20 protein-coding genes and 5 tRNA genes are annotated in these 26204 nt (G+C 67.0%); 8 read left to right on the forward strand and 17 right to left on the reverse strand.

From position 1 onward, the window contains the following. The 9 genes from pgsA to CHEID_RS05430 all read right to left on the reverse strand — a co-directional run bounded on the left by pgsA (nucleotide 1) and on the right by CHEID_RS05430 (nucleotide 10786). Complete coding sequence (gene pgsA, locus CHEID_RS05390; protein ID WP_112768917.1) at nucleotides 1-675, reverse strand: phosphatidylinositol phosphate synthase; 675 nt, start codon at nucleotides 673-675, stop codon at nucleotides 1-3. Beyond that, the gene (locus CHEID_RS05395; protein WP_112768916.1) at nucleotides 675-1304 is read right to left on the reverse strand and encodes an HIT family protein; all 630 of its coding nucleotides are present in this window, start codon (nucleotides 1302-1304) and stop codon (nucleotides 675-677) included. Before CHEID_RS05395 ends, pgsA begins: the two co-directional genes overlap by 1 nt. A 76-nt stretch (nucleotides 1305-1380) precedes the next feature. Further along, on the reverse strand, nucleotides 1381-3441 hold the full coding sequence (gene thrS, locus CHEID_RS05400; RefSeq protein ID WP_238599246.1) for a threonine--tRNA ligase: 2061 nt from the start codon (nucleotides 3439-3441) through the stop codon (nucleotides 1381-1383). Between the two features lie 216 nt (nucleotides 3442-3657). Further along, a complete protein-coding gene (locus tag CHEID_RS05405; protein WP_238599244.1) occupies nucleotides 3658-5016 on the reverse strand; it encodes a Dyp-type peroxidase in 1359 nt (452 codons plus the stop codon). Nucleotides 5017-5031: 15 nt separating this feature from the next. Beyond that, nucleotides 5032-5676 (reverse strand): copper chaperone PCu(A)C, encoded by a 645-nt coding sequence (locus CHEID_RS05410; protein ID WP_112768915.1) that lies wholly within the window; start codon nucleotides 5674-5676, stop codon nucleotides 5032-5034. Between the two features lie 54 nt (nucleotides 5677-5730). After that, nucleotides 5731-6030, reverse strand: a complete 300-nt coding sequence (locus CHEID_RS05415) for a hypothetical protein (RefSeq protein ID WP_112768914.1) — start codon at nucleotides 6028-6030, stop codon at nucleotides 5731-5733. Nucleotides 6031-6154: 124 nt separating this feature from the next. Beyond that, entirely contained in the window at nucleotides 6155-6679 is a 525-nt protein-coding gene (locus CHEID_RS05420; protein WP_238599243.1) for a copper resistance CopC family protein, read from the reverse strand. 224 nt (nucleotides 6680-6903) lie between these two features. Beyond that, nucleotides 6904-9525, reverse strand: a complete 2622-nt coding sequence (locus CHEID_RS05425; protein WP_273660957.1) for a glycosyltransferase — start codon at nucleotides 9523-9525, stop codon at nucleotides 6904-6906. Between the two features lie 172 nt (nucleotides 9526-9697). Next, nucleotides 9698-10786: a WcbI family polysaccharide biosynthesis putative acetyltransferase gene (locus CHEID_RS05430; protein WP_238599242.1), complete on the reverse strand. Its 1089-nt coding sequence runs from the start codon at nucleotides 10784-10786 to the stop codon at nucleotides 9698-9700. Nucleotides 10787-10879: 93 nt separating this feature from the next. Between CHEID_RS05430 and CHEID_RS05435 the strand changes: the two genes are divergently transcribed. Genes CHEID_RS05435 through CHEID_RS05445 form a run of 3 tightly spaced genes read left to right on the forward strand, consistent with a single transcriptional unit; the run spans nucleotide 10880 to nucleotide 15701 of the window. Beyond that, entirely contained in the window at nucleotides 10880-12118 is a 1239-nt protein-coding gene (locus tag CHEID_RS05435) for a glycosyltransferase (protein ID WP_273661489.1), read from the forward strand. A gap of 59 nt (nucleotides 12119-12177) precedes the next feature. Continuing rightward, a complete protein-coding gene (locus CHEID_RS05440) occupies nucleotides 12178-13479 on the forward strand; it encodes a glycosyltransferase (protein WP_112769733.1) in 1302 nt (433 codons plus the stop codon). Next, nucleotides 13476-15701: a glycosyltransferase gene (locus tag CHEID_RS05445; protein WP_112769734.1), complete on the forward strand. Its 2226-nt coding sequence runs from the start codon at nucleotides 13476-13478 to the stop codon at nucleotides 15699-15701. Before CHEID_RS05440 ends, CHEID_RS05445 begins: the two co-directional genes overlap by 4 nt. Nucleotides 15702-15829: 128 nt before the next feature. Here CHEID_RS05445 and CHEID_RS05450 read toward each other — a convergent pair. From CHEID_RS05450 to CHEID_RS05465, 4 genes are all read right to left on the reverse strand, one after another. Then, nucleotides 15830-15901, reverse strand: a tRNA-Cys gene (locus CHEID_RS05450). 101 nt (nucleotides 15902-16002) lie between these two features. Then, a tRNA-Gly gene (locus CHEID_RS05455) sits at nucleotides 16003-16075 on the reverse strand. 54 nt (nucleotides 16076-16129) lie between these two features. Then, nucleotides 16130-16201, reverse strand: a tRNA-Val gene (locus tag CHEID_RS05460). A 78-nt stretch (nucleotides 16202-16279) separates the two neighbouring features. Next, nucleotides 16280-16352, reverse strand: a tRNA-Gly gene (locus CHEID_RS05465). Between the two features lie 347 nt (nucleotides 16353-16699). Here CHEID_RS05465 and CHEID_RS05470 point away from each other — a divergent pair. The 3 genes from CHEID_RS05470 (at nucleotide 16700) to msrB (ending at nucleotide 18627) form a co-directional block, all read left to right on the forward strand. Next, a tRNA-Val gene (locus tag CHEID_RS05470) sits at nucleotides 16700-16771 on the forward strand. Between the two features lie 127 nt (nucleotides 16772-16898). Next, nucleotides 16899-18233: a glycosyltransferase family 87 protein gene (locus tag CHEID_RS05475; protein ID WP_112769735.1), complete on the forward strand. Its 1335-nt coding sequence runs from the start codon at nucleotides 16899-16901 to the stop codon at nucleotides 18231-18233. Beyond that, on the forward strand, nucleotides 18208-18627 hold the full coding sequence (msrB, locus tag CHEID_RS05480; RefSeq protein ID WP_181645925.1) for a peptide-methionine (R)-S-oxide reductase MsrB: 420 nt from the start codon (nucleotides 18208-18210) through the stop codon (nucleotides 18625-18627). The genes CHEID_RS05475 and msrB overlap by 26 nt, the downstream gene beginning before the upstream one ends. 57 nt (nucleotides 18628-18684) lie before the next feature. On the opposite strand, the gene hemQ is transcribed toward msrB, so the two are convergent. The 3 genes from hemQ to hemE all read right to left on the reverse strand — a co-directional run bounded on the left by hemQ (nucleotide 18685) and on the right by hemE (nucleotide 22090). Next, the gene (gene hemQ / locus CHEID_RS05485; protein ID WP_112769737.1) at nucleotides 18685-19419 is read right to left on the reverse strand and encodes a hydrogen peroxide-dependent heme synthase; all 735 of its coding nucleotides are present in this window, start codon (nucleotides 19417-19419) and stop codon (nucleotides 18685-18687) included. A 131-nt stretch (nucleotides 19420-19550) separates the two neighbouring features. Continuing rightward, complete coding sequence (gene hemG / locus CHEID_RS05490; RefSeq protein WP_112769738.1) at nucleotides 19551-20957, reverse strand: protoporphyrinogen oxidase; 1407 nt, start codon at nucleotides 20955-20957, stop codon at nucleotides 19551-19553. Beyond that, nucleotides 20954-22090: a uroporphyrinogen decarboxylase gene (hemE, locus tag CHEID_RS05495; RefSeq protein WP_112769739.1), complete on the reverse strand. Its 1137-nt coding sequence runs from the start codon at nucleotides 22088-22090 to the stop codon at nucleotides 20954-20956. Before hemE ends, hemG begins: the two co-directional genes overlap by 4 nt. A 112-nt stretch (nucleotides 22091-22202) precedes the next feature. Here hemE and CHEID_RS05500 point away from each other — a divergent pair, with 112 nt between their 5' ends. Both CHEID_RS05500 and CHEID_RS05505 read left to right on the forward strand, forming a co-directional pair. Further along, nucleotides 22203-22868: a DUF3000 domain-containing protein gene (locus CHEID_RS05500; RefSeq protein ID WP_420536396.1), complete on the forward strand. Its 666-nt coding sequence runs from the start codon at nucleotides 22203-22205 to the stop codon at nucleotides 22866-22868. A gap of 25 nt (nucleotides 22869-22893) precedes the next feature. Next, nucleotides 22894-24201, forward strand: coding sequence for a ribonuclease D (locus CHEID_RS05505; RefSeq protein WP_112769740.1), 1308 nt, complete (start codon nucleotides 22894-22896; stop codon nucleotides 24199-24201). On the opposite strand, the gene dxs is transcribed toward CHEID_RS05505, so the two are convergent. Further along, nucleotides 24198-26114, reverse strand: a complete 1917-nt coding sequence (gene dxs, locus CHEID_RS05510; protein ID WP_112769741.1) for a 1-deoxy-D-xylulose-5-phosphate synthase — start codon at nucleotides 26112-26114, stop codon at nucleotides 24198-24200. The genes CHEID_RS05505 and dxs overlap by 4 nt on opposite strands. Nucleotides 26115-26204 lie beyond the last annotated feature (90 nt).

A 26204-nucleotide genomic window follows, 5' to 3' on the forward strand; every position in this document is an offset into this window, starting at 1 on the left:
TTAGCGCCCTTCCTGGATTCGGGACCCCCGCTGGAACTCTCGGGCCCCCTCCGGGGCGGCGATGCCCTCCCCGGCGATATTGGAGCGTCCGACGATGACCAGCCGCTCCGCCACGGTGTAGACGGATCCCAGGCACAGGATCCATAGCCCGGCCGCGAGGATGTAGGGAACCCCGAACCCGGAGAGGCCGAGCGACACGAGACCGATGATGAGCCGCTCGGGCCGCTCGATGAACCCGCCGACGACCTTGATGCCACTGGCCTCCGCGCGGGCCTTGACGTAGCTGGTGACCTGGCTGGCCACGAGGATAATGAGCGTCAGCGCGAGCAGGACGCTCTCCCCCGGACGGTGGAGGGCGAAGTCCAGGGCGATCGCGCCGAAGAGGGCGCCGTCGGCGATCCGGTCGCAGGAGGCATCCAGGGTGGCCCCGAAGCGGGTGCCGCCCCCGCGGAGGCGGGCCATGGTGCCGTCCACCATGTCGGTGCACACGATGAGCCCCATGAGGATTGCGGCGGCGGCGTGGTGGCCGGTGGGGATGAGGCCCACAGCGGCGGCGACGGCAGCGGCGGTGGATCCGGCGGTGACCATGTTGGGGGTCAGGCCCCAGCTCAGCAGCTTGCGGGCCACCGGTTCGATGACTACGGCGGCGGGGCGGCGTCCATGCACGCTGAGCATCAGATGTCCCCGTCTCCGCGTTGCTGGTTTTCCGTCTTGTGGACGCCCGGCCCATCCGCATCCTGCAGTTTCCGCCAGGCCTTGGCGAGCAGCTCCCTGGTCTCTCCCAGCACCTGCGGGAGCACCTTCGTGCCGGCGATCACGGTCATAAAGCTGGAATCCCCCGCCCAGCGCGGCACGATGTGCTGGTGCAGGTGGGTGGGAACGGAACCCCCGGAGGCCCGGCCGAGGTTCATGCCCACGTTGACGGCATCCGGGTGGGAGACCTCCCGCAGCACCCGCAGGGCGTGCTGGGTAAAGCGGGCGAGTTCCTGCGTCTCCGCCCAGGTGAGGTCCGCGTAGTCCGCGACCTGGCGGTAGGGCACCACCATCATGTGCCCCGGGTTGTAGGGAAAGAGGTTGAGCACGCAGTAGACGGTCTCGCCGCGGGCGACGACGAGCCCGTCTTCGTCGGACATCTGGGGGATGTCCAGGAAGGGGTCCTCGGAGCGGGATTCAGTGGTCAGGTACGCCGATCGATACGGGGCCCACAATCGCAGTAGTCCATCGGGCAGCTTCGGAGTATCCCCTACGCCGCTATCCCGATATGGTTCCTGCGCTTGTGCGTCTGCACCGGTCTCTGTACTCATCGCGTTGAAGTTCCGTCTCCTCGTCTCGGGCCCATGGCGCGCGTGCTGCTGGTGAAATTGCGTTCTGCGGCGGCACCTAGCCCTCGGCCAGGGCCGCGGCCACCATCTCCTTCGTCGGCTGCTCGTTGCGGCGGTTGGAGATCCACTCGCAGATTAGATCGATCGCGGCCTCCTGCGCCACGCCATTGACCTGCGTGCCGTCGAGGAAGCGGAAGCTCACTGCACCGGCCTCCGCGTCGCGGGCCCCAGCCAGCAGCATGAAGGGGACCTTACCCGTGGTGTGGGTGCGGATCTTCTTCTGCATTCGGTCGTCGGAGGTATCCACCTCCGCGCGCACGCCCCGGGCCCGCAACTGCGCCATGATGCCCTCCAGGTAGCCGTTGAACTCGTCGGCGACGGGGATGCCCATCACCTGGTGCGGCGCCAGCCACGCCGGGAAGGCCCCGGCGTAGTGCTCCAGCAGCACGCCGAAGAAGCGCTCGATGGACCCGAACAGGGCCCGGTGGATCATGATGGGTCGTTGCTTGGAGCCGTCCGGGGCGGTGTACTCCAGCTCGAAGCGCTCGGGCAGGTTGAAGTCCAACTGCACGGTGGACATCTGCCAGGTGCGGCCGATGGCGTCGCGGGCCTGTACGGAGATCTTCGGCCCGTAGAAGGCCGCCCCGCCCGGATCCGGCACGAGCTCGAGCCCGGAGGCCGTGGCCACCCGCTCAAGGATGGCCGTGGAGCGCTCCCAGATATCGTCGGAGCCAACGAACTTCTCCGGGTCCTTCGTGGAAAGCTCCAGGTAGAAGTCGTCCAACCCGTAATCCCGCAGCAGGGAGAGGATGAACTCCAGCACGCGCTGCAGCTCTTCTTCCAACTGGTCTTCCGTGCAGTAGATGTGGGCATCGTCCTGGGTGAACCCGCGGGCCCGGGTCAGGCCGTGGATCACGCCGGACTTCTCGTAGCGGTAGACCGTGCCGAATTCGAACAGGCGCAGCGGTAGCTCCCGGTAGGACCGGCCCCGGGAGGCGAAGATAAGGTTGTGCATCGGACAGTTCATCGGCTTGGCGTAGTAGTCCTGCGCCGGTTTGGTCACCGTCCCGTCCGCGGCCGTCTCCCCGTCCAACTGCATTGGGGGGAACATCCCGTCGGCGTAAAAGTCCAGGTGACCCGACTTGCTGAACAGGTCTCCCTTGGTGAGGTGGGGGGTGTTCACAAAGGAGTATCCGCTGGCCAGGTGGCGCTTGCGGGAGTGCTCCTCCATCTCCAGCCGAACGATGCCCCCGGCCGGGTGGAACACGGGGAAACCGGAGCCGATCTCATCCGGGAAGCTGAACAGGTCCAGCTCCGTGCCCAGCCGCCGGTGATCCCGCCGTTCGGCTTCCGCCAGCATTTCCTGGTAGTGGTCCAGGGCTTCCTTGGATTCCCACGCAGTGCCGTACACACGCTGCAGCCCCGCCTTGGACTGATCCCCCCGCCAGTAGGCCGCAGAGGAGCGGGTGAGCGCGAAAGCGGGGATGTATCGGGTGGTTGGAACGTGGGGGCCGCGGCACAGGTCGTACCACTCCACGTCCCCGGTGCGGGGGTTGACGTTGCGGTACGCGGTGAGCTGGCCCGCGCCGATCTCCGTGGCCTCTGCAGAGTTGGGGTCCACGTTGGACTTGTCCTCGATGAGCTCCGTCTTATAGGGCTCCGCCGTGTAATCCGCGCGTGCTTGATCCACCGAGTCGTAGGCCATCCGCTCGAACTTCTGCCCGGACTTGATGATCTTCTTCATCATCTTTTCGATGCGGGCCAGGTCCTCCGGAGTGAAGGGCTCGGCCACATCGAAGTCGTAGTAGAAGCCGTTTTCGATGGCCGGGCCGATGCCCAACTTTGTGCCGGGGAACTCCCGCTGCACGGCCTGGGCTAGGACGTGGGCGGTGGAGTGCCGGATGACGGCGCGCCCGGCTTCCGTGTCTGCCGCCACCGCGGTGACCTCCGTGTCCCGCTCCGGTTGCCAGGCCAGGTCGCGGAGCTGGCCGCCCTGCTGTTCCTGCACGCAGACGATGGCCTGCGGGCCCTTGTTGGGTAGCTCCAGGGAGCGCATCGCCGTGCCGGCAGTTGTCCCAGCGGGAACGGTAAAACTCACTGGCTGGGCTGCGGTTGGCATGGCATTCACGGTTTAGGCCTCCTTGGGGCACACGGGTCTTGCTTACGGCGGCGGTCACATACCCGGTGACAGCCGGTTAATCTCCACTCGAGTGGACAGGGGGTTTCCCGCCGAGTGGTGCGCGCAGCGCACCGGGGCGTTGCCGGGGGGAGTTAACCCCGGTGAGTCTACCCGGTCTAGCTAGGGGCCTCTCGCTGCGGCACACGTGGGCTGGCCCTAGGACAGCAGCCCCTGGCCCCAGTACTCCTCTGCCCGGGTGCCCGGCGGGCACCAGAACACCGCCGAACCGATGTGCGTGATCCACTGGTTCAAGCGATCCCCCTGCGCCAGCCGACGCTGCAGGGGCACGAAGGCCTTCGCGGGATCGTTCTGGAAGCAGATGAAGATCAGGCCCGTGTCCCCGTCTCGGGAGGTCATGCCGTCGTAGTTGAAGGGTCGACGCAGGATGGTCCGCCCGGAGCCCGCGGTGATCCCGACGTGGCTGTGGGGGTCGATGACAGGGATGCCCGTCGAGTCAACTGCGTTAAGGTCCGGCTCGTCGAACTCCCCGCCGCCGGTCAGCGGCGCGCCGGTATCGATCCGGCGCCCGAAGACGGTTTCCCGGCCCCCGCGATCAAGGGCCTCCCAGTCGGAAAGTTTGAACCTGATCCGCCGGACGATCATCGCGCTGCCGCCCTGCTGGTCCCACACCGCCTTGTCGAACTCCTCCGGGGTCCGAGGCACAATGGAGCCATCCTTGAAACCGAGGAGGTTGCGGGGGGTTTGTCCCTGGGGACTGTCCACGAAACCGCGCTGGGTCCACTTCACCGTCACATAGTCCTTCGCGCCTCGGCTGAGGACCCGCATGGCATGGGACACCGCGGTGAGGTCATCTCCGCAGACCTGGAGCACCAGATCGCCCCCGCTGTACTCGGGCTGCAGCGCATCCCCCTTGAATGGCGGGAGGCCGTTGCGAAAATTGGGGAGCCATCCGGGGAGGCGCCCGGTGATGTTGGCGTCCGCAATGAGCTGCGGGGACCACCCGACCGTGACGGTGAGGTTGCGCGGATCCCCGGTGAGCTCCGGTTCCAGATCTGCCAGCGCGGGGCGGCCTTGGGTCATGGCGCGGGCGTCCGAGGTCCAGATGCGCATGAGGCGGGTGAGGTCGCGTCGGACGTTGTTTCGGTCCTTGAGGTCGAAGGCGACGACAAGGCCGTGACGCTGGTGTGGGGTTTCGATGCCGGCCTGATGTTTGCCGTCGAAGGCCACGGTGGTCTTCTGGGCGGCGTTGCGCTCCTCTTCGGGGCTGACCTGCGTGAAGCCCCCACCGGCGGAAGGGCTGGCCGCCGCGGAGCCGGAGGGTTCCGCAGAACTGGCGTTGCTAGAACATGCTGCCAGCGCACCTCCCGCGCCCGCCAAGCCCAACCCGGCCAGCATGGTGCGGCGGTTGATGGCGGAGGTGCGGGAAATCCGAGGGGCGGATTCCGGAACGGCCGCGCCCTGCCCTGGTGTCCCTTGGAGGGATGGGGCATCGGCTGGCCGACCGGGGTGGGCTCCACCTACTCGGTTCTCTGGGTGCGGTTGCTGTGCAGACATGGTCTCGCTGGGTTTCTAGTGCTGGTGCTCGCTGTGGTCCATGCCGGGCATGTTGGAACCGGACATGTTCATCTCGGTGCCGTTCATGTTGGACATGGAGTCCCCGTAGTGCTCGTGGTTGGACTGCTGCACACGCACCGGCACGGAGCCCAGCTTGTATTCGCCACCCTTGTCATCCGTGAGGGTCAGCTCCACGGAATCCCCGGCGGCGATCTCCTGGGGGTAGTTCATGATCATGATGTGGTTGCCGCCGGGCTTGAGCTCAAACTCGCCGTTGGCGGGGATCACGAAGCCGTCCGGATCTTCGCTCATCACGCCGTTGACCACCTGGTGTAGCTGGTAGGTGGCCTTGAGGGACCCGGAAACCTTGGTGATGTGGATGTCCTTATCGGTGTGGTTCATGAGCTTGCCGAAGGCCGCGGTCATGTCCATCTCCGTGCCCTTGGCGCCCACGTAGCCCTCGGAGAACTCCAGCTTCTTGTCGCTGGTGGCCTCAGAGGATGCGCTGGTGGTGGCCGAGCCGCTTTCGGGGGTCTTGGCCTCGGTGGCGGCGTTGGTGTCGCTGGAGGGCTCCTGGTTGTCGGAGCTGCAGGCGGCCAGGCCCAACCCCGCGACGGCGGCGAGGGCCAGGGCGATCTTCTTGCTGGAGTGAACGGTCATCGATGTCTCTTTTCTCGTGGTTCTAGCGTTTGTTGGTCTTTGGGGGGCCGGGGGCTAGCGGGCCGTTGCGGTGGCGCCTGCTGCGCTGGTGGGTGTGCCCATCGTGCCGCTTGACCCGTTGGCCGCCGTAGTCGGCTCGTTCATGGTCCAGCCCATTGCCCCGGTGCTGGAGGGGGCGGTCCCGCTCATCTGTCCTGCAGGGGTTTCCTGCGTTTCCACGCTGGGGGCCGTGGCACCGGTGGTCGCGGTGTCCACGTGGGGGCCGCCGTCCTTCTGGTGCGGGGGGCTGCAGGCCGCCAGGGCAGCGGCCGTGGCAAGCGCCAGGCCGACGGCGGTGATGGAACGGAACTTCATGGTCGTGCTTCTCCTAGGACATATTCGTGGCTTCCTCTGCGGTGCACAGAGGATCAGGGGCAGGTTGGGGGATATAGGACGCCACCAACCTCAGCGCGTCTTCGCCGACCCGTCGGGCGGCCGACTAATCCTTCTTGTTGAGGGACCGCCAGCGGGCAATAGCGATCGCGAGTGCTCCTGCTACCACGACGATACCGCTCACGGGGAGCAGCCAGGACGGAACTCCCCCGCGGTCGTTGTCCTGCGCGGCCTCGCTGGCCGTTGCCTCGGGGGCCTGCGTTTCGGATGGTGCAGCAGCCGATTCGGAACTTCCCTCGCGCTCGGGGCCGTCGTAGTTAAACTCCAGGGAGCCGCGGGTGGAGTGTCCATCGGAGGACGTGATCTGGTAGCCGACGGTGTACTGACCGTCGCTCAACGGAACGGACTGGGGCACGTCGATGCTCAGCTTGCGGCCGTCCGTCTTCGGCGGGGCGGACACGAGAACATGGCCGTCGCGGGAGAGCGCAACGGTGTTGAAGGTGTCCTTGGGCTCGCCGGAGAACTCGAGATCGATGTGGTCCAGGGGCTGAGTGATGGTGGAGCCGTTTTCCGGGTAGGAACGCACGACGAGATCGTGGGCCTGGGCCGTCCCACCGAGCCCCACGCTCATGAACGCGGCCATTCCCGTTGCTGCGAGAACTGTTGCCGAACGAAACCGCGGACGGGGGCGAAGACGGGAGGAAGAACCTACAAGGCGCACGTTATCTATCCATTCCTAAACTGCGTTGATGTGTAACAGTGGTCGGGTACCAGCCTCTCAGGGTTCCCGACCAGCACCAAATGTGCGCAGAATCACAGGCCACGCGGCGGTCTGCGTGGGGGTGGACGAACCCCCTAGTGCCACTTCCCAAAGAGCGCCTCTAACCGCAGCGGTGCGGCGGTCTCCGCCAGGTCCCCCTCCCCCAGGTCCTCATCCGGCAGGTCGCTGAACAGCCCCACGGGCCCGGGGAGCGTCACCCGTCGCCCGGCGCGCTCCAGGCGCTCCCAGGCCCGCCTGCGGGTACTGACTACTTCTGCTACCAAGACCAGTACGCGTTCACGTTTTTCCTCGCCGGTTTGGGGCGTGCTTACCCACCACTGGGCCCGGCCACCCCGGCGGGCCACGTGGGTTAACGCGGTGGCCAGGCTGGTGCCCTCGTCGGTCTGCTCCGCGCGGGCCCGCGCCCGCAGGGCGGCGAGGAAACGGTTCAAGTCCACGATGTCCACGCTAAAGCGGCTTTGTCCGCGCAGACGCGCCCCAGTCTCGGCGCTGGATCCGGTCGGGTCCGAATGCCACTGCACCCGTGGATCGGCGGCGTAGAGCTCCCGGACGCTAGCCAACTCCGCGGCCCACCACGGCGGGTGCGGCGCGGATCGGCGGGGATCGGGCGCGTCTGCGGGATTGATATGGATCGTGCAATCGGCGCACTGCAATAGCCGCTGGATCCCCAAGGCAAGGTGGCCGGGCCGCATGCCTGGATCCAGGGGGCCGAGGTGAAAGACGATCTCCGGGACGTCGAACAGGACACCCGGTGGGCGAAACTCGGGATGGGCAATGCGGTGGGCCAGCGCCACCGTCTCGGCATTTTTCTCCACGCAGGCCCGGTCCAGAGCTCCCTCGGATCGTCCCGCCCAGTCGGCGCCACGGTGAACAGCCCGTGCTAGCGGCTGATGGCGCAGCACCCCTCCCCGCTGCCATGCCTGCCACGCCAGTTCCCAATCCTCTCCGCCGTATCCGATCAGGGTGGCGTCGAAACCCCCACACTCGTCGAAGAAATTCCGCCACATCCCCCAGGTCGCAGAGATGAGAAAACGGAAGCTCGTCTCCCCCGCCTCACGCAGATTCACGGTGCTCCGCCACCCCTCCGCCAGCCACTCTGGGACGCTGGGCTGCGCCTGCCCGGGAACATCGTGGGCGCGAGCACCCACCACGACGGCCCGGGGGTCCTCGTCCAAGGCCTCCACCATTGCCGAGACATACCGCGATTCCGGCACCGTATCCCCGTCGAGGAACAGCAGGATGTCTGCTGCATCGGCCGCACGGGCCCCGAGATTGCGGGCCGCGGCAGCGCGGAACCCACGGTCTTCCTGCCGTACACAGGTGATGGGCAGATCCCACTGGGCCTGCAAAACCGTTGGGTCCAGGGGATCCGGGGATCCATCGTCGGCGAGGACCACCCGCAGGGGCCCGCAATAATCCTGCTTCCCTAGTGCCCCAAGCACCGCATCCAGGCCCGCCGGGTCCTGGTAGTACGGCATGACCACCGCCACCGATGGCTGGGACCGGGCCGAGGCGTCACGGCGGGTGGGCCCGTCCCCGGTTACCCGCTCGGCCGGCGGGTTCAGCGCCAGCTCAGTCGCGCTTCCCCACTGCTGGGCCCACCGCGCCTCCACGGCGTTGGCCACCTCCGGCCATCCCCAGGGCCGCGGCTCGTACCGGGCTGCAAAGCGTGGATCCTTGATCGCTGCGGCCATGGCACTGGACCATTCTCCGGGCTCCACGAGCACCACCTGCTCGCCAAAATCCTCGGCAATCTCCCGGGCGTAGGGGCTGTGAGCCACCAGCACGCGCCGACCGGCCGCGAGCCACTGCATGAGGGACCCCGAGGCCGAGACGTGCCGGTGCGCGCACACCGGGATGTCCACGCGGGCCATCTGACGCGTCAGCTCCTCCTGCGCGAGGTAGCCCGTGTGCTCGTAATCTACGCGACCTTGGCCCGCCAGGTCGTGGAGCGAGTCCGCGAATTGCTCGTGCCCGGCGGAGACGCCGCCGAGGTTGCGCAGCACAGGCCGGGGCTGGGGCAGGCTAGCGAGGGCGGAGATGACGTCCTCGTGGCCCTTGCCGGGGTACACGAATCCCAGGATGCCCAGGACCGCCGGGGTGCCCTCAGGGTGAGTCGGCCGCTGCTGATGTGGTTGCTGCTGCTGTGGTTGCTGCTTTTGCTGCTGGAGATCCGTGGCGTTGGCGTTGCCCGGCTGCGGTAACGGCAGGTGCACCACCCCAATTTTCGCGCGCCAGCGTGCGGGCTCGCCCCACCCGCCATAGTCGGCGGCCGCGGCGGCCAACTCCGCGGCCTCCGCCCGGGAGTTCGTCACCACAACGTCCGCGCGCTGGACCAACCGGCCATACGCTGCGCGGCGCCGGGCGTAGCGCTGCTCGCCCTCGGCAGGTTGGGGCACATCGTGGAAGCTCACCGATAGCTTCTTGCCCTCCACGAGGGCGAGCAGATTATCTACCGCCTGGCTGGGCGAGGGCCCGAAGAGGTGATCCGTGAAGGTCACGTGGACCCGGCGGAACTCCGCCAGCCTCCGGCGCACATCGGCGATCCGCGCTGGGTCGGGTTCCCGCACGAGCGCGCCGGGGCAGTGCGCGTGAAGGCCGAGGGCGTACTCCACCACACCGTGCTCGTCGGGTCCGATGATGATGTGCGCTTCGGGCCGGTGTTGATGGGCCTCGGGCCGGTGTTCGTGGGCCATAGGGGCCGGCGTCTCCTTGTGTCAATGTGTCCGCTGGTGATGTGTCTGCTGGTGGTGTGCCTATCGCCGAATATATGTTGCCGATTTGATCATCCATCGCCCCGCCCGGCTGATCTCACCCGGCAGATACCACCCGGCCGCTAGCGCCGGACGGCGCCCGGGCGGGGCGGGCTCAGCGCGGTAGGTAGGGTCCAAAGCCCAGTAGCTCCAACTTATCCCGGTGACGCAGCAGCCCGGCCTCCACGATCTCGGGATGCTCTCGGTAGAAGGCCATATGCTCGGCGAACAGCTCGTCGGCGCGGACCTCCCGGCCATCGACCCGCCAGCTCTGCCGCTGGCTTAGCTGCCAGCGGGGGTCCCCCGCGTCCAGGTCCATACCCAGCGCGGTGAGCGCCGCGGGCTCCAGGGGCGAGTCGATGCGCCCCAGCATCTCCCGATCGGCCGGGGCCCGGCAGGCCCCCTCCCCCGCCGTCCCCGCGGAACTACTTATGTGCGCGCGGGTGCCACGACTCTCGGCTTCCCGGATCTGCGCGAAGACCCGGTCCCCCATCGTGCGCAGCGTCTCGTTGTCCGGGTGGTTGATGGTGTGCCACACCGGATGGCGCGCGAGCACATCGCTCATCTGCACGGCCCCTGCCGCAGATTCGCGTCGCCGTAGCTGCTCCACGGACTCCTCCGCCACGATTGTCAGGGCCTGCTGGCCTGCCTGGGGGGCCACCGGCTGCCGTCCGCCGGTTGCAGCGGCGACGAGGATGCGCAGGTCGTGATAGGGCAAAACCGGGGGATCCAGCCCCGGTTCCAGCGGCGAGCGAACGATGGCCTGATAGGGGGTCAGCCCATCCCACCGCAGCACCGGGTAGATGACGGTTGACGCCGTGGCTGGTAGGTGTTGTTGGAGTTGCGTCGTGCCGATGGGCATGCCCCGGTAGTCTGAGCGCACCGGCTGCATGACGAGCACATCGGTGGCCGCGAGGGTGGCGTAGACGCTGGGCAAATCGCTGGGGACCCACTCATGGATAGGCGGCACCCGGTGGGAGCGGATAGCCTGCGTGCTGCTCAGCACGATCCGTAAAGATTCCGCCTGACAGTTACCCACGACCGTGACCCGGGGCAGTGCTGCGGCCTCGCCGTCCTCGCCCGGCGGCGGGAAGGCGAGCTTAAGGCCGTAGAACTCGCCGTAGTGTTGCCGACGGCCGGGGTCCTCGGCCAGTTGCTGTAGGTAGTCCATGTGCTCGGGAGTCCCCTCTCCTCGGTGGGCCACGGGCGCCGTCCAGCCGGCCCCCGATTTTCTTACAGGGTAGCCGCAACCTTTTGTTCAGGTGGGTTGCTGGGAACCGTTAGACTAACCGACGTGATGACAGGTGTGGGCGCCGGCGAAAGCGCAGAGAGCGAGCGCGGCCGTCGCGCTCAGCCGTCGGACCGACCCTCCACATCTCCCCCTCGCGGCTGCTCCCCCACCACTGCAACGATCCTGTCCATTCCGGCTGGGCACCCCTATGTCCGCGCGCTGCAGCCGTCCGGTGGCTGGTCAGATGTGCGGATTCTTCCCGATCCCATTGTGGACGCCAGGGACCCCCAGCGCTGGTGGCCGCATCCGGCTCTGCAGGCGCAGTGGTGGGCCGATAACTATCCCGTAGAGCATCCCCTAGAGCCGCACTTGCGTCAGCCGACGAAGAATTCGGCGGAGCCCGTGGATCCCGTGGACGCCGTGCACGTCCACTTCGGCTTCGAGCACCTCAGCGTGGCAGAGGTAGAGGATTTCGTCGCGGCGCTCCAGGAGCGACACATCCCGCTCGTGGTGACCGTACACGACGTGGATAACCCCCACCTGGCCCTGCCCGAACAGCAAGCCGATCACCGTCGGCGGTTGGGAGTACTTCTGGCTGCGGCGCAGTGCATCCTCACGCTCTCCCGTGGGGCCCAGGAAGAGATCGAGCGCAGGTATGGGCGCACACCCACGGTGGTTGCCCATCCCCCCATCGTCCCGAACCCCCAGGCCGTCCCCCACCTCGTCACGCGGGGCGCGGAGGAGCCGGGGCGGTGCGGGCTGGAACACCGCACGGTGGGGGTCTTCCTTAAATCTCTGCGCTCCAACGTGGTGCGCAATCCGGCGTTCTACCGGGACCTGGCCGCTCACATCCACCCGGCCAAACTCCGCGTCTTCGTCCACGAAGATCAGGTGGATGACGAGTTGATCCACCATCTGCGCAGCAACCGGGAGTACATCGATGCGCGCGTGCATCCCCCCATGCCCGATGAGGAGCTCTACCGCCAGATTCGAGCGCTGGATGCGGTGGTGTTGCCCTACGAACGTGGGACACATTCCGGGTGGTTGCGCATGTGCGAGGACCTAGGGGTGCCCGTGGCGGTCCCGGACTGCGGATTCTTTCTCTCCCAAGCAGACCCGGCATCGCATGTACGGGAGTACCCCACGGGGGACGGCCGCGCGGCCGGAGTGGAGCTTCGAGAGCTGCTAGTCAACCCCGCTGCGGGGGTGAGGCCCGATAGCCGTGCAGTTGTCGATGTGGTGGGTTTCCACTACCAGTTATACCGGGAGTTGCATTCACAACGGCTGCAAACTGACACCAGCTAATCCCCGGCGCATAGCACAGCGAAAGACCCACTGGTTCCGACGAGCAGATAGGTTTCTTCTTGACCACCACCGAAAAGGCGTTTACCCAACCATCGCCTTCTGCGGCGTGCACCACTTTCCGTCCCCTGAAGATTGCCTTTATCGGCCCTGCACGCTTTCCCATTCGCGAGCCCTATGCCGGGGGCTTGGAAGCATTTTGCCACATCCTGGTCAAGACCCTGCGCACCCACGGCCATGACGTAGATTTCTACGCCGCTCGGGGCTCCGACGGCCACGTCACCTCCCTGGAATTCCCCACCGTGGATTGGACGGATCACCATCAGCAGGCCACAGATGATTCCTACCCGCCAGGATCCCGGGAGCTCGAGGACCTGGCCTTCCGCCGCACCATGGATCACATCGCCGAAACCGACTATGACCTGGTACACAACAACAGCCTGCATCCCAGCGTCTTCGACGTGGCCGCCCACCACAATCTCCTGACCACCCTGCACACGCCACCGGTCCCGGACATGCAGGACGCTATCCTCGCCGCCGGGGATTGCGCCGGGTCCTTCGCTGCGGTGAGCGCCGCCACCGCCGGGGCCTGGCGCCTGCCCTCCCAGCCCTCAGTTATTCACAATGGGGTGGATTGTGGGCAATGGAAGCTCGGCCCCGGTGGCCCACACGCTATTTGGTTCGGACGCATTGTTCCGGAAAAAGGGCCGCACGTTGCGATAGACGCCGCCCGTGCCGCTGGATTACCACTCATCATTGTGGGACGAGTGGGAAATCCGATGTACTTTCGATCGGAAATTGCGCCCCGGCTCGGACCGGACGTCATGTGGTTGGGGGTCCTGCCTCATTCCAAACTCGCGAGCCTCGTCGGCCGTTGCTGCGTGACTTTCGTCACTCCCCGGTGGGATGAACCCTTCGGAATGGTCGCGATCGAATCCCTTGCCTGCGGCACCCCCGTGGCCGCCATCGGCCGGGGAGGGGTCACCTCCGTTTTAGCCGGACTGCCAATTGATGTAGCCGACGATCCGAACGCCCGCCCTAGCTCAGCCGCGGTGGCCGGGGTTGGGCTCGCGGACGCTGCCGAAGCCGCCCTACCCGGCGGTCGTGGCAGCGGCCTGGCCCGGGCCTTGCTCGGCGGAGGCCTGGCCCCCACTCACCGCCGACGGGCCCACGACGCGCAGGCCGGGGACCTCCTCGCGGAAGGCAAGACCACCGAACAGCACCTCGCCGACCAGTTGGCCCAGATCGCCCTCACCGTGCGCAACTACGAGCGCCAGGCCTTCCGGGATTACGCCGTCCAGAACTTTGCACTGCCGCTGCTCACCGAACGCTATGTCGAGCTCTACCGCCGGACCACGTCATGATCGCCCCACCCCCGTCCTCCCCCATTGGGTCGGCCGCCGAGTGCGGCCCCGTTGGCCTGTATGCCCATCACGCCGGCAGCGGGCACCTCCACCGCTGCGCCGCTATCGCCCGCGAGCTGAACAAGCGGGGCGTGCGCACGGAGATTCTCTCCAGCCGGGATCCGGGTACTGGCGTCCACCTGCCCCTGGACCTCCGCAAACCACGAACTGCAACAACAGATGCCTCCCCAAACGCCGCTGGCGCCGCCGGATCGGACGCCGCCGACTTGCTCGCCGCAGCACCCGAGGCCTACGTGGATCCCACGGCTCACGGCAGCCTCCACTGGGCCCCGCTGGGCGTACCCGGGTACACCCACCGCATGGCGGTCATCGCACAGTGGATCCAGGAGCACCGGCCTGCAGCGATGTACGTGGATGTGTCCGTGGAGGTTGCGGCCCTCTGTCGGCTTCTCGGCGTGCCAGTCGTCACGCTGGCGATGCCCGGATCCCGGCAGGATGCGCCCCACCAACTCGGCTACCAGCAGGCCCACGCGATCCTTGCCGGGTGGCCGAACTGGGTACCGACCCCCGCCCACCTGCACCGCTGGGCGGATAAGCTCGCCCCCGTCGGCGGGCTCACCCGTTTCGAGGGCCGCCCCCGGCCACCCCGCACCGCGACCGCAACTGCGACCGCGCCCGACGATCATCGGGCACCCCTGATCACCGTATTGCAGGGCAGCGGCGGGGACAGTTGGACCGAGGCCTACTGGGAGGACGTCTTCCGTTCCCACAGCGCTTACCGCTGGCAACTGCTCGGCGGCAGCCGACGAGTCGCAGATCCCTTCCCCTCCCTGTGTTCCAGCGACCTCGTCATCGCCGCAGCAGGGCAGAACTCGGTCGCAGACATCGCCGCCGCCCAGGTGCCGGCCATCCTCCTGCCCCAGCACCGCCCCTACGACGAGCAGCAGGCCACCGCCCGCCTCCTTCAGCGCGCCGGCCTGGCCCATATCGTGTGGGACCTACCGGGCGCTACGCAGTGGGAGCCCCACCTGCAGGCGGCGTGGCGGCTGGGTGATGGTGCCCAGACCGGGCGGACGCGAGGTTGCGAGTGGGAGCACTGGCAGGTCTCGGGGGCCACCGCCCGGGCCGCCGAGGTCATCGCCCAGGTTGCGAGCGGGGGTCGGCTCAGCGGGGCCATGACAGCCCTGGCCCACACCCGCGAACCCCTCACGCGTCCGCAGCCCCCCGTGTGCATCGTGACCCTCGCGACGGTCTCCCGCGCCGATCATCTCCGGCGCCAACACCGTAGCGTTCAGATGTTCGCGCAGGGGGCGGGCAGCGGCGTCGATCAGCGCGAGGTCCGCCACCTCTGCGTGGCCTTGGACTCCGCCGCCGAACTGCGCGCCGCGCTTTCGGATGCCCCCGACCTAGAGATTGTGGACCTGCCCACCGATCCGTCCGACACCGGTCACGGCCCCTCCTCCATCCGGCTAGCGGCCGCGCGGAACTACGCCGCCGAGCAGGCCATCGACCGGGTGGGGCGCGATGGGATTGTGGTGTTTTTGGACGCCGATTGCCTCGCGTCCGCCGAACTCATCGAACGCTACGCCTCAGCGGTAGCCGTGCCGAAGGGCGCGGAGCATGCGGGCGCCGCAGTAGTGGCAACGGGGCCGGTGACCTACCTCACGGAGGAACAGACCCGGGGCATCGCCAGCTTCCTGGATGCTCTGCCCCCCAACGACGCGGTCGGTGAAGCAGAACGCGGAACGCTGGCCGAGCTGCAGGCGGCAGCCCACCGCCCCCACGCGGCGCGGCCCCGGCCGGGCTCGGGGGAAGGTTGGGAATCCACCCCGGGGGACTATGACGTTTTCTGGTCGCTGTCGTTTGCCCTGACAGGACGAACGTGGGTGCATATCCGCGAGCGTTTCGGGGGCTTCGACGAGGGCTTTCGTGGATATGGCGGGGAGGATACGGATTTCGGATTCAACCTGCGCCGGGAGGGGATCCGGCTGCTGTGGGTCGGCGGGGCCGATGCCTACCACCAGCACCATCCGGTCAGCTCGCCACCGTGGGAACACCTGTCGGAGATCGTCGAGAACGCCAATCGCTTCTACGCGAAGTGGGGCCGGTGGCCGATGGAGGGGTGGCTGTCCGCCTTCGAGCGGGCCGGGGCCGTAGCTTTCGTTCCGCCGGACGCGACCGGGCGTAGGGGGCTGACCCTAAAGCAACGTGCCCGGGATTGATGATGTCGCCGGGGTGACCGAACGCGCCGGGTGATCGACAACCCGCTGGACTCACCGTGGGGTCGCAGGAAGGTTCGGGCATAGGAAATGGCGCGCCTGAAACGCGCCAGGTACTGCCACATAAAATGAGGTGGAAACGGGAATCGAACCCGTGTAGACGGTTTTGCAGACCGTTGCCTAAGCCACTCAGCCATTCCACCAGCGGCACCCATCCTACAGATAGGTATGCACAGGTAGGGTGCTCCCCCCGGAACCGGCGGTTATGGGTCGAAGCCGTCCCCCGGTGCGAGAGGACCCTGTGAGCGGATGACGAGACTCGAACTCGCGACCCTCACCTTGGCAAGGTGATGCGCTACCAACTGCGCTACATCCGCATGAGCCATGCGATGCAGCCACCGAACAGGAACGGCAGCCGCGTCTTACAGCCGTGCGCATAACTGGGATCGAACCAGTGACCTCTTCCGTGTCAGGGAAGCGCTCTCCCGCTGAGCTATACGCGCTAGGATCTCCCAAAACCGGGCATCCTCCTGGGCCGCTATACATGAACCGCCAGGGAATCCAATATCGGGAAACCGGGGAGCGGATGACGAGACTCGAACTCGCGACCCTCACCTTGGCAAGGTGATGCGCTACCAACTGCGCTACATCCGCATCTGCAAACCAACATCCTCCACGCGCCGGTACCAACTTGAGAGCTGGACGTGCTTATTCGGCACATGTCATTCGCTGTTGCGTTCACGAACTTTAGCCGCTTGGGGCCAAACGATCCAAATCCGCAGGTCCGCGCCAGGGCTAGACCAGGCCCACCGCCGTCAATGCCAGGGACAGGGTGTATCGCCAAGCACAGAATGCATCCCGGCCACCGCCAAAGATGGGCTGGCGGTCCAACCCCGTGAGCTGGAGATTTGTGTGGAAAGCAGACCCCGGTGGTATGTTTCTTCGTGGTTCAAAGCCCGGGCTTGCCGATGGCCTGCCTGGTACGACCCACTCCCGATTTCGGTCCTATAGCTCAGCGGGAGAGCGTTCCGTTCACACCGGAAAGGTCACTGGTTCGATCCCAGTTAGGACCACAGCCAAGTTTCTGCACCGGTTGCCCTTAACGGCGCCGGTGCTTTCGTTTTGTCTGGTCGCCGCGTCGAGACCCTCGGTGCGCCTCGCCTCGCCGCCCCCCAGCGGCCCCTACACTGTGGTCTCATCATGGTTAGGTCATCTTCGCGCGCCACGAAGGCGCCCACTCAGTCCCCGGGAGTTGCAAAGACCACCCCACAGCTTTCCGGGCGACAGGCATCCACCGTGCTCGCCCTCGTGATGTGGCCACTGGCCGCCATGAGCTTCATCCACAAGGTTCTGCTGGTTCCCCAAAACAAGCACGAGACGGACGACTTCACCACGGTCTGGGAGGCCCTCCACCGCTTCCGGGCGGGGATCCCGGTCTACTCGGAGAACTACAACACCGTGGACCCGCACTACCTCTACTCCCCCGGCGGCACCCTGCTGCTCAGTCCGCTGACCGCGCTGCCGGGCCCGGGCCTGGGCAGGCTGTTCTACATCGCCGTCAACGGCGGGGCCATCGTCGCCGCTCTTGCCGTGCTGACCGTCATGTTCGGCCACCGACTTCGCGGGGGCGTGTGGCCGACCGCAATCTTTGCGCTTTTCGGCACGGAAGCGGTGTACAACACCCTCCTGTTCTCCAACAACAACGGGATCCTCCTGCTCTTCCTCGTCGGGTTTATCCACCTGCTGCTGCACCGCAGGGATATCCTCGCCGGGATTCTCATCGGCCTGGCCATCACGATCAAACCCCAATTCGCGCCTCTGCTCTTCCTGCCCCTGGTTCGCAAGCAATGGGCGGTTTTCGCCGGCGGCCTGGGTGTTCCCGTGCTGTTCAATCTCGCCGCGTGGCCCCTGATGACCCAACCCCAGGAGTACGTCACCGAGCTGGTGCCCTACTTGGGGCAGGTGCGCGATTACGCGAACTCCAGCATTCAGGGCGTGGGGGCCTATTTCGGCATCCCGGGTCCCTTAATTCTGCTGCTGCGCGTCATTGCCATGCTCTTCGTTGCCGTGGCGGTTCTGCTGCTGTTGCGCTACCGCGAGCGAGATGAGCTGATGTGGGCCACCACGACGAGCTCCATTTTGCTGGCGGGTGTCTTCCTCATCTCCAACCTGGGGCAGATGTACTACTCCATGCTCCTTGTCCCGCTGCTGTTTACCGTGACACGTTCCCGTTCGGTCATGCACAACCCGGTGGCGTGGCTGGGGATTTACTGGTGCATGAGTTCGGATGTGTGGTTCTCGGACCGGTGGGAGTGGCCCGGACGCATCGTGGAATTTTGCCGAGGCACTGTAGGTTGGGCCCTATTGATCATCGCCGTCGGCACCACGGCCGCCGTCTGGTGGATGCAGGACCGCCGGACCGCACGGCGCCCGGCACCCAGCAGCGATGATGATCGTTCTTCCCCCACCCGCAGCCCCACATCCACTAAGGAGGGCGACAGCACCCATGATGGACTTTCGCAATCTCACCGATGAGCAGTGGCGCGAACGCCTCGATACCGAGGAGTTTCGCGTACTGCGCCGCGCCGGGACGGAGGCCCCCTTTACCGGGGAGTACACGGACACGGAAACGCCCGGCATTTACCGCTGCCGGGCCTGCGGTGCCGAGCTTTTCCGCTCCACAGAGAAGTTCCACTCGCATTGCGGGTGGCCAAGTTTCTTCGATCCCGCGGACTCCTCGGCCGTGGAGCTGCGGGAGGATAACTCCCTGGGGATGCGGCGGGTAGAAGTCCTCTGTTCCCGGTGCCACTCCCACTTGGGCCACGTCTTCGAGGGGGAAGGCTACGACACCCCCACCGACCAGCGCTACTGCATCAACAGTGTATGCCTCACCCTAGACAGCACCCCTGAGCAGGAGTCCCCCGCTTAACCGCGCAGCGATAGCCGCCCGGCCCCCCTCCCGAGGCGAGGGGCACGTGAAGCCCGCTTACGCGAGAGAGCGGATGTAGGACTGGATGTGCTCGGAGCTGTCGTCGATCCGGTGTCCCGTGAAGAAGGGGATCTCCTCCCGAACATGCCGACGGGCCTCCGTGTAGCGCATCTTGTGCATGAGCTCCACGATCCGGTCGAGCGTCGGGGACTCGAAGGCCAGCAGCCACTCGTAATCACCGAGGGCGAAGCCGGAAATCGTGTTGGCCCGCACCTCCTTGAACCCGATGGCCGCCATGCCGTGATCGCGGAGCATGGTGGAGCGCTCCTCTGCGGGCAGAAGGTACCAGTCGTAGGAGCGAACAAAGGGGTACACGCAGATCCACTTCTGCGGCTCCTCCCCCATGATGAAGGAGGGCAGGTGCGAGCGGTTGAATTCAGCCGGCTGGTGCTGCCCGGCGTTGGACCAGAAGGGTTCGCAGGCATGACCCAGCTTGGTGGCGCTGAGCAGGCGGCGGTATGCGGCTTGGAGGGCTTCCATGTCCTCGGCGTGCCACCACACCATGAAGTCCGCCTCGGCCCGTAGCCCGCCGATGTCATAGACCCCGCGGACAACCAGGTCTTGGTCGTCGTAGGAGCGCAGGAAGGCCTCGAAGTCCGCGGCAATCGCATCGCGGTCATCGCCGAGGACCCCAGGCTTCACCTTGAACACCGAGTACATTGCGTAGCGCGTAGTGCGGTTGAGCTTCTCGATATCCAGTTCGTCGGCGGAATGGTCGGTTTGTTCTGCCATGACTTCTCTAGACTGCCTTTCGTTGAAGAGGTGTGTAAATCCGGGCTCGGGGGTCGCGCCCGCGATCTTGCTTCCACGCTACTCCCGCGGCCTCGATCAACAGACAAGGGCTGGAGCTGCGCTGCGGTGAGTCACGGCCGGGGGGAGGGTGAGAGGTCGGCTGCAAGCCGGCGGGCCGCGGCGATGCCCGATGCGGCGGTTGCCGGCACTCCGACGCCATCGACCATGGCGCCGGCCAGAGCGAAGGTGGGGACCGCCGCGACGGAATCCATCGCCACCTTCAGCGCCTCGGCATAACCCACCCCATAGCGGGGCAGTCCCCCGTGCCAGCGTTGCACGAAGTACTCTTCCGGGCGCTTGCGCTCCCCGGTGATGGCCTCCAGGTCCTCCGCCGCGAAGTTGATCAGGGCCCGGTCCGGCAACTCCACGTACCAGGGCTGGTCATACGTGCCGTAGCTGGCGCGCACGAAGGCCCCGCCGTGCTCGGCGATGTGGGGCCACTTCCGGGAGCTGAAGGTGAAGGCCTTTGCCTCTGTGGGGGCATCGGGGCCCAACAGCACCCCAGAGCGCTCGGGGATTCCGTGATCGGAGGCGAAACGCATCCCCACCACTACCGAGCTGGACAGCTCGATATCCGAGAGGATGCCCGCCGCGGTATCAGCGACGTCCCGCAGCAGCAGAGCGGCGGTCGGCGCGGGGGCCGCGAGAACCACACCATCCACCGTGCCGATCGGTTCCAGGTACCACCCTTCGCGGGAGCGCCCGATGGATTCCACGGCGGTGTTGAACAGAATCTCCGGGTCCGCCTGCAACACCATCTGCTCCAGCAGCGACCGAAAGCCCCCAGCCAAGGTCTGGAACACCGGCCCGGAACGCCGTGCGCCCCCTGCCGTCCGTACGGCCAGGAGGTCCGCAACGACATCCGAGAGGTAGAACTGGGCCCCACCTGCGCCGGCCCGGTCCAATGCCGCGGCCAGTTGGGGGATTGTGGAGCGCACCCCCAGCCCGTCCGCTCCGCAGGAGTACACGCCGCCCAACAGGGGGGTGACCAACCGGTCCACCACCGCCCGCCCAAAGCGGGCTTCTACGAGCTGCCCCACTGCGGCATCCTGACCGGGCTCCCACGTCATGGGTTCCCCGCCCCGCTCCTCGTCAATGCGCCGACGTTCCTCGGCGGGGAGGATCGCTTGCACGTCCTCTCCCCGTGCGGGGATCCCCATCACCGTGGCCGCAGGCACGTCGACGAGTTGGCCCCGGCAGTAGAGGCTGGAGGTGTATTCGGTGCTGGGCGCCCGCAACTGGTGGCCCAGCCCGACCTGCTCCACCAGCTCCACGAAATCCCGCCGGAAGGCGAGGAAGGCCTCCGCCCCCATATCCACCGGCCCCCCGGCGAAGTTGACGGTCTTGAGTTTGCCGCCGATCCGGTCATACGCCTCCACCAGCATGATGTTGGCCTCGGGGCCGAGCTGGCGGCGCAGCTCCCACGCCGCGCTCACCCCGGCTATGCCTGCTCCGATGACGGCGACCCGTGGTGTCATTGTTGATGAACCTCCTCGAAGGCGCGGGTAATGGCGTCCGGATCGGTGGTGGGCAACACCCCATGCCCCAGATTGAAGATGTGACCTCGAGCAAGCCCCCGAGCCATGGCCCGATCGGCCTCCCCACACACCCGCTGCACCTGCTCGCGCACGACCTCCGGGCCAGCGAAGAGAACCGCGGGATCCAAATTCCCCTGGAGCGTGCGCAGACGCTGTTCCGGGGAACCCTGGGGGTCCTCAGTCGCCAGGGCCGAACTGATGCGCTCGGCGGCGCTATCCAGGGGCACCCGCCAGTCCACCCCCACGACATCCGGGCCCACCACGGCCATGTCCCCCAGCAGCTCCCCGGTCCCCACGCCAAAATGAATCCGCGGAATCCCATAGGGCTCCAGCGCGGCGAAGATCTCCCGCGAGTAGGGGGCCACGTATTCCCGGTAGTCCCGGGCAGATAGATACCCCGCCCAGGAATCGAATAGTTGCAGCGCATCCACCCCGGCCTCCGCCTGCACCGCGAGGAACCGGATGATGGAGGGGGTCAGTGCGCGCATGAGCTCATGCCAGACCTCCGGTTGCGAATACATCAGGCCCTTCGTGACCTCGTGGTTCTTCGAGGGGCCGCCCTCCACGAGGTAGCTGGCCAGGGTGAAGGGAGCCCCGGCGAAACCGATGAGGACCTGGTCCTCTCGCAAAACCTCGAGCACCCCGGCAATCCCCTCCACCACGGGCTGCAACTGCTCGGTGTGCACGACGGGGAGATTCCGCGCGGCCTCCCGGGTGCGAATCGGCTGAGCCACAACGGGCCCTCGGCCGGGAACGATATCCAGGTCGATGCCGGCGGCTTTGAGGGGAACGACGATGTCGGAGAAGAGGATGGCGGCATCCGCGTCATGGCGGCGCACCGGTTGCAGCGTGATCTCGCTGAGCAAATCTGGGGTGAAGCAGGCGTCCAACATTCCGACATGTGCCCGGATCTCCCGATACTCCGGCAGGGACCGACCGGCCTGCCGCATCATCCACACGGGCCGCCGGGAGGGAGTATCACCGCGGGCGGCGGCGAGGAAGGGGGCATCGTGGGCAGCGCGGCGACGGGATTGCGCCGTTGCGACATCGAGGGTCACGGGGTCATGCGTCATGGGGCCATTATGCCAGTCCCACCGGACGGGCCCTTTTCCCCTCTAGGCCATCGGCCCCGTGGTCTGCGGCGCGCCTCAACCCCTCCGCTAAGTCTCAAGGCTAGGTTTACACATCGTGAGCCGAGACCACGAGACTACCCAGTCCCCCGCACCGGATTACTTCGCCGACGCGGTGAAGAGCATGACGGACACCGCCGTGAGACCCGGGATCGAACTCTCCAACATCCGACCACCCCGCAACCTCGCCCCACTGAGCCACGCCATCGGTCTGGAGGTCCAGCGCGGCCACGGCGGCGCTGAGGTCGTGAGGGCGGTTCCGGAGTTTTCCGATCCGGACGCCGGGGGCGACGCGTTCGGTCGACTGATCCTCTTACACGACCCCCAGGGCGAGGACCAGTGGGACGGGGCAAAGATGCGCCTCGTGGCCTACATCCAAGCGGACATGGACGCCTCCGTGGCCGGGGACCCCCTGCTCCCGGATGTCGCCTGGGATTGGCTGACCGAGGAGCTGGAGGGCCCCGCCGTGGCCCACACGGACCTAGGCGGCACCGTCACCTCTACGGCCTCCGTACGCTACGGGCAGATCGGCGGTCCCCCCCGGGCTTTCCAGCTAGAGATGCGGGCGAGCTGGACCGCCACCGGCACGGATCTTTCCGGTCACGTCCAGGCCTTCGCCCGCGTGCTCGCCAAGGTGGCGGGACTGCCCCCAGAAGGAGTCGCCACGCTCTCCTCATCAGGAGCACGCGGAAGCCGGGTCCCGCGGGCCACGGGCAGCTAGTCACCGCCAGGGCCCCGTCACGCACATGGACTTCCGCCTCGTCTCCACCCCCGACCAACTGGCCCACGCGGGGGCGCAACTCCTCGACCTAGGGTCCGGGCCGCTGGCCGTGGATACCGAGCGCGCCGGAACCTACCGCTACAACGACCGCGCCTTCCTCATCCAGGTCCGCCGGGCCGGGGCGGGGACGTTCCTCATCGACCCGGTGGACCACCCCCGCGAGGTCCGCGCGCTCGGGGCCCGGCTCGCCCCCATCCCATGGCTGCTTCACGCGGGGCAGACGGACCTGCCCAGCCTGGTGGAGGTCGGCTGGACCCCCACCAGCTTCCTGGACACTCAGCTTGCCGCGGCGCTGCTCGGGCACCGGCAGCTAGGACTGGCCGGCCTCGTTCAGTGGTACACGGGCACCGTCTTGACCAAGAACCGCGGCCAAGAGGACTGGTCGCGCCGCCCCCTGCCCGAACAGTGGCTGCGCTACGCCGCGCTGGACGTGGAATACCTGCTGCCGCTCCACGACATCCTGGCCGACCAGCTCCAGCGGGCCAACCGCTGGGAGTGGTACCTCCAGGAGTGCAACCACGCGCTGCACACCCACGGCCACGGTTTGCCGGAGCCGCAGTGGCAGCGGATGAAGGGGTTATCCTCCCTCCGATCTGCGCGATCCCGGGCAATCGCCCGCGCGTTGTTCGAGACCCGCACGCGGCTGGCCCGGCAGGCGGATCTTCCCCCGGAGGCGGTGTTGCACAGCAAGGACATCGCATACATCGCGGCCCGCCCAGCCGAAAGCCGCGAACGGCTGCGGGAGGTCCTGTCCCGCCTTTCGGCCCAGGTGGGTCCCCCCAGACTCCGGCAGCGCAACGGCCGCCGGCGGGCCCTGCTCCGCCGCCACGGCGAGGAACTGCGACGGGCCCTGGCGACGGCGCTGACCCTCCCCGACGACGAGCTGCCGTCCTTCACCGGCGCCACCCCCATCGCCGGTACCCCTGCCCCGGACCAACAACATGGCTATCCCGATATCCGCACGTGGGATCGCGACTACCCGGAAGCCGCCCGCTGCTATACCGCGCTCACCGAATCCCTCGGGCACTGCGCTGAGCACCTAGACCTCGATCCGGCCCTACTTCTCAGCACCAAGGATCGGCGCGGGATCGCCTGGAGGTGGGGTCAGCAGTGGTCCGCCCAAACTGGCCCCGACGCCGCGTGGCCCGCGCAGTCCGCAGATCCGATCGGGGACGTGGAGGAGCTGCTCGGCGTCCTAGCGCAACAGCGCGGTGTGCGTCCCTGGCAGATCGATCTTATTCTGGACGCCACCATCCCTAGCGTTTTGGCCTAGCTTGCGCGCAGTTGCGCGCACCATTCGCGGACGCGCTCGTGCACGGCATCCGGGTCCATATCCAGCTCCGCGAGTACTTCGCTGCGGGAGGCGTGGGCGAGGAACTGCTGGGGGATGGCGATGTGGCGTACCGGGGTATCCACGCCAGCGGCGTTGAGGTGGCGCTGGAGGACACTACCGGCCCCGCCGTGCTCCCCGTTGTCCTCCACTGTCACCACCAGATCTGCCTGCGCCGCGAGCTGGACCAGGGAGTCCGCGCAAGGCAGAACCCAGGTTGGGTCCACCACCGTGGCCCGGTAGCCCTGCTCCACTGCGGCATCGGCCGCGGCCTGGGATTGCAGGGTCAAGGCCCCGTAGTTGACGACGAGCACGTGGGGGCGGTCTTTCTGAAGCCCTGCCGTCGCTTCGGTGTCGGCGGGTCCCTCGAAGAGCACGTCGAAGTCCTCCTCCTCTCGCACGGCGGGGAGGTCGGCGGGCACGTTGCCCTTGGGGAAACGCACGACGGAGGGGCCCTCGGAGATGGCGCAGCAGCGCGTCAGCGCGCGGCGCAGCCGGGCCCCGTCGCGGGGCGCGGCGATGTGGATGCCGGGCACGATGCCCATGATGGACAGGTCCCACATGCCGTTGTGGCTGGGCCCATCGGACCCGGTGACCCCAGCGCGGTCCAAAACGATGGTGACGCCCAGCCGGAGCAGCGCTACGTCCATGAGGGTCTGGTCGAAGGCCCGGTTGAGGAAGGTCGAGTAGACGGCGACGACGGGGTGGTAACCGCCGAGGGCAAGGCCTGCAGCACTGGTTAGCGCGTGCTGTTCGGCGATCCCCACGTCGAAGGTACGGCTGGGGTGCACCTCGGCGAACTCGGTGAGCCCGGTGGGTCCCGCCATCGCAGCGGTGATCGCAACAAGGTTGTCATCCCTGTTCGCCAGCTCGATGAGGTGCTGGGAGAAAACCTTCGTCCACCCGGGTTTGGAGGTGCCGATGGGCTCGCCCGTGACTGGGTCGATCACACCGGTGGCGTGCATCTGGTCGGCCTCGTTCTGCTCGGCCGGGTCGAATCCCTTACCCTTGCGGGTCATGGTGTGGACAATGACGGGGCCGCCGTAGTCCTTGGCGTATCGGAGGGCGTTTTCGACCTGCCGCACGTCGTGCCCATCCACGGGGCCGATGTACTTCAACCCCAGGTCGGAGAACATTTCGTGGGGGATGACGGTGTGCTTGACCCCCTCCTTCAACCCGTGAATCAGCTGAAAGGCCCGATCCCCCACCCAGCCCATGCGCCCCAGGGTGTTTTTCCCGGACTCCATGACCTTGTCGTACACCGGCTGCAGGCGCAGGGCGGCTAGATTTTCCGCCATTCCCCCGATGGTCGGAGAGTAGGACCGCCCGTTGTCGTTGACCACGACGATGACGGAGCGCTTCTTCCCCGTGGCGATGTTGTTCAACGCCTCCCAACACATGCCCCCGGTCAGGGCACCATCGCCGACGAGCGCAACGACGTGGCGGTGTGTCTGACCGCCAAGCTCAAAGGCCTTCGCCAAGCCGTCCGCGTAGGACAGCGCGGCGGAGGCATGGGAAGACTCGGTCCAGTCGTGGGGGCTTTCCGCCCGATCCGGGTACCCGGACAGGCCGTCTTTTTGGCGGAGCGTGTCGAACAGCTCGCGCCGACCGGTGAGGATTTTGTGAACGTAGCTCTGGTGGCCGGTATCGAACAGCAGCGGGTCTGTGGGACTGTCGAAAACCTTGTGCATCGCCAGGGTCAGCTCCACCACACCGAGGTTGGGCCCAAGGTGGCCACCCGTCGCGGAAACTTTTTCGATGAGGAAGGAACGAATTTCAGCCGCGAGCTCCTCTAGCGCCGGGGTGTCCAGCTGCTTGATGTCTGCGGGTGAGGAAATGGTCTCGAGGATTCCCATGCGGACGAACGCTTCTCCATCCAGTTCGCTGCTACGGGCCGGTGGGGCGGTGCCGGCAGGGGCCCCGGGGCGCGGGGGCCCTGCCGCCAC

Origin of the sequence: Corynebacterium heidelbergense, assembly GCF_028609845.1 — a bacterium.
Taxonomy (GTDB): Bacteria; Actinomycetota; Actinomycetes; order Mycobacteriales; family Mycobacteriaceae; genus Corynebacterium; species Corynebacterium heidelbergense.